Below are 3,471 nucleotides of genomic sequence, written 5' to 3' on the forward strand. Positions count from 1 at the left end.
CGGGCAGGCTGAATGAAGCAATCAGCGAGTTATACACTTGGTTGCTTTGATCTGCCCAACGGCAGAAACAATACACTAACAATACTTTAGCAAACTATGGGTAATCATAGCACATAAAGTATATAAAAGTTAAGGGAATATTGCTTCTGCTCTCTAGTGATTCTTTAATCATTGCGGAGCATTTCTAATGACAAGCAACAAAACAACCAATCTTCCTGAAACCATCCCATTGACCGGCAAATCCCGCTGGTCACAGCTCAAACCATTCATTCCAGTTTCCAAGGAGAAGTTTCGCCAGCTATCTGTCGCAGGGCTTGCGCCGAAGCGGTGCAAGCTTGGTGAGCGTATAACGATGTACGACAATGCAGAAGTGCATCGCTGGTTAGCGGATCCGGCAGGTTATCGAGCCGAGCAAAGCAGCTAAATCCTTTTCAAAAAACAGGCAAAAAAAAAAGCCCGGTTAGCGGCCGGGCGTTTACTTCTTTTCTTGAAAGGATAGGGCTGAATGAATTATACCGGACTAGATTCAATACATGAAATTTTAAGATTCATTCCCAGCGGCGATAATGCTCTCCGGCATCGTGTTGCTGCTGCATTGAAAAACGAGCTAGGGGAAGCTGGTCATTCCTTGTGGAATGAATGGCGGGATGGCCGCGGTGACGATGAAGCTAAAGACGTATGGCGATCCATAAAGCCGTACCGTACTGGCGGAATCACCATCAAAACGTTGTTCTATCTGGCACAACAAAATGGCTGGAGACCTTCAAACACTCACAAGGAAATAGATTTATCCTCCTTGAGATCACAGGTTAGGCTGGAAGCAGAAGCTGAACGCGACCGATTGCAGGTTGAGCGGTGGCAACAACAAAAAGCCAGGTTAATTGACTTGTGGGAAAAAACAGAACCAATCACAAGCAACAACCCTGCTGGGGTATACCTGTTAAATCGCGGTTTAAACGTGCCAAATAACGCAATGGCACTGCGATATACGCCTGATCTAGTTACGTGATAGCAAAGGCGATTGTTGGGGTTTATTTCACGCCATGCTCGCTGCTGTTACCAGCCCAAGCGGTGATCTCGTCGCTTTGCACAGAACCTATTTAACACATGACGGCGAAAAGGCACCCCTCCCTAATCCCAAAAAGCTGACATCGACTGCCGGATCATTACAAGGCGCTGCAATCAGACTGACACCCCCTTCCTTGAGAAAAGGGAGGTTATCGCTTGGGGTGGCAGAAGGCATTGAAACTGCACTGGCGGCTTCAATCTTAAGCGAGGTGCCAGTATGGTCATGTATTTCTGCAAACGGCCTGAAATCATTTGTTTTACCTGCTGGCGTGCAAAACCTTTATATCTTTGGAGATCGCGACCAAAACGAGACCGGGCAGAAGGCAGCTTCAATCCTTTCAGAGCGCGTGGCCGGGGAGGTTACAGTAAGAGTTTTAATCCCGGAGACGGTAGGCGACTGGAATGATGATCTTCTCTCAAGGGGGGCACGATGAGCGATCCCGTGTTGTGCGTTGATAATTTTCCTCCGGTTGATAACTGGCCTGATCCGCAACCATTAACCGCAAAGATCGAACCCGAAGCATACCCACTGAACTCATTGCCGGATACGATCCGTGAAGCAGTGAAAGAGGTAGCGGGTTTTGTTAAAGCCCCTGTGCCGCTGGTGGCATCATCAGCACTGGCTGCGCTGTCGTTGGCCTGCCAGGCACACATTGACGTTAAACGAGCAGAGAAGTTGCATGGCCCTGTTGGTTTATTCCTACTGACTATCGCTGATTCCGGGGAGCGAAAATCAACCTGTGATAGCTTCTTTACCAAAGTCATTCGCGACTATGAGGCAGAACAGGCAGAGGCCAGCAAACCGGTGATTGAGAAATATAATGCGGACATTTCGGCATGGGAAGCGAAACGCGAGGGGATTCTATCGGCGATAAAAAGCGCCGGGGCGAAAGGCAGTCCGACTGACGAGTTGCAAAATGATCTGACGCAATTGCAACAGGACAAGCCAGAGCCGCCAAGAGTTCCACGGCTAATATACGCGGACGCAACGCCCGAAGCCCTCACGTATGGATTGGCCAAGACGTGGCCCAGTGCTGGCGTAGTCAGTAGTGAAGCCGGTACGGTGCTTGGTTCGCATGGCATGGGCAAGGATAGTGTTATGCGCAATCTAGCGATGCTTAACCAGTTATGGGACGGCGCTAGCCTGGCCATAGACCGGCGCACCAGTGAATCATTCACGGTACAAGGTGCACGGCTGACTGTAGTTTTGCAGGTACAGGAACCCACTCTGCGGGAGTTTTTCAATAAATCGGGAGCGCTGGCGCGTGGTACGGGTTTTCTGGCGCGGTTTCTGGTGGCGTGGCCTGCATCAACCCAAGGTTTCCGACCCTTCACCGAAGCCCCTGCAAACTGGCCTGCTCTGGCGGCCTTCAACCAGCGGTTGGCGGCGATACTGAGCCAGCCGGAACCGATAGACGATGACGGCGCACTTACTCCGACCATGCTGGACATGTCCCCCGAAGCCAAGCGGGCATGGATGGAGTATCACGACGCCATCGAGCTGGAGCTTGCCAGCGGCGGAGAGCTTCACGACGTACGCGACGTCGCGAGCAAATCTGCCGACAACGCGGTACGACTGGCAGCGCTGTTTCAGATGCTCGAACATGGTATGAACAGCCCTATCAGTCAGGATAATTTTGGACGGGCAGGCAATATAGCAGCATGGCACCTTAGCGAGGCCAAGAGATTCTTTGGGGAACTTGCGCTACCTGTTGAACTGGCGGACGCGGTACGGTTGGATAACTGGCTGATTGAGCATTGCGAGAATAAGTGCACGCACACAGTAGGAAAATCCGTAGCACTGCAATATGGGCCGCTTCGGAAAAAGGAAAGTATTGATGCTGCGATCCGTGAACTTGAGGAGCTTGACCGTGTTCAAGTGCGAAGGGATGGGAAGCGCATAACACTGCTTATCAATCCTGCGCTTTTGGACTTTGCTAATGCTAAAGCTGCTAATCCTGCTAAAGATGGAGTGATTTAACCTTGAATATTAGCAAAATTAGCGTTAGCAAAAGTCTAAAACAGAAAATTACAAGGGGAAGCAAATTGACTAAATTGGAACTGACAGGCGACAGAAATCAGTGCCCTACCTGCAATGAATATTTCAACAGCACAGCAGCATTCGACAAACATCGAACCGGAAAGCACGGGTTAACCGTCGCTGTCTGACTGTTCAAGAAATGAATAACAAGGGAATGAGCAAGAACGATGCGGGATTCTGGATAACATCTCCCATGCCAGCTAAAGCCTATGCTGCACGCAAAATAGCGATTAAAAACGCTACGGACATACAAAACCATTACCCGGAGAAAATAATCGGTGTTTTGTGATTGCACAATGCTTAGGGCGGGCAGATTGACATCATGACCCTATCCGCTTTAATTAAGAAACATGGTGACTGGG

Annotated in this window: 5 protein-coding genes; all 5 read left to right on the forward strand. The window is 49.9% G+C overall.

Annotation, left to right across the window (positions count from 1 at the left end):
• The first annotated feature begins 187 nt into the window (after nt 1-187).
• The 5 genes from C8R14_RS13045 to C8R14_RS14280 all read left to right on the forward strand — a co-directional run bounded on the left by C8R14_RS13045 (nt 188) and on the right by C8R14_RS14280 (nt 3,398).
• Nucleotides 188-424 (forward strand): helix-turn-helix transcriptional regulator, encoded by a 237-nt coding sequence (locus C8R14_RS13045; protein WP_011634199.1) that lies wholly within the window; start codon nt 188-190, stop codon nt 422-424.
• Nucleotides 425-505: 81 nt separating this feature from the next.
• Entirely contained in the window at nt 506-1,009 is a 504-nt protein-coding gene (locus C8R14_RS13050) for a PriCT-2 domain-containing protein (RefSeq protein ID WP_011634198.1), read from the forward strand.
• 34 nt (nt 1,010-1,043) lie between these two features.
• Entirely contained in the window at nt 1,044-1,502 is a 459-nt protein-coding gene (locus C8R14_RS13055) for a toprim domain-containing protein (protein ID WP_011634197.1), read from the forward strand.
• On the forward strand, nt 1,499-3,049 hold the full coding sequence (locus C8R14_RS13060) for a YfjI family protein (RefSeq protein ID WP_011634196.1): 1,551 nt from the start codon (nt 1,499-1,501) through the stop codon (nt 3,047-3,049). Before C8R14_RS13055 ends, C8R14_RS13060 begins: the two co-directional genes overlap by 4 nt.
• A gap of 214 nt (nt 3,050-3,263) precedes the next feature.
• Nucleotides 3,264-3,398, forward strand: a complete 135-nt coding sequence (locus tag C8R14_RS14280) for a hypothetical protein (RefSeq protein ID WP_258333083.1) — start codon at nt 3,264-3,266, stop codon at nt 3,396-3,398.
• Nucleotides 3,399-3,471 lie beyond the last annotated feature (73 nt).

Source organism: Nitrosomonas eutropha, assembly GCF_003201195.1.
Lineage (GTDB): Bacteria > Pseudomonadota > Gammaproteobacteria > Burkholderiales > Nitrosomonadaceae > Nitrosomonas > Nitrosomonas eutropha.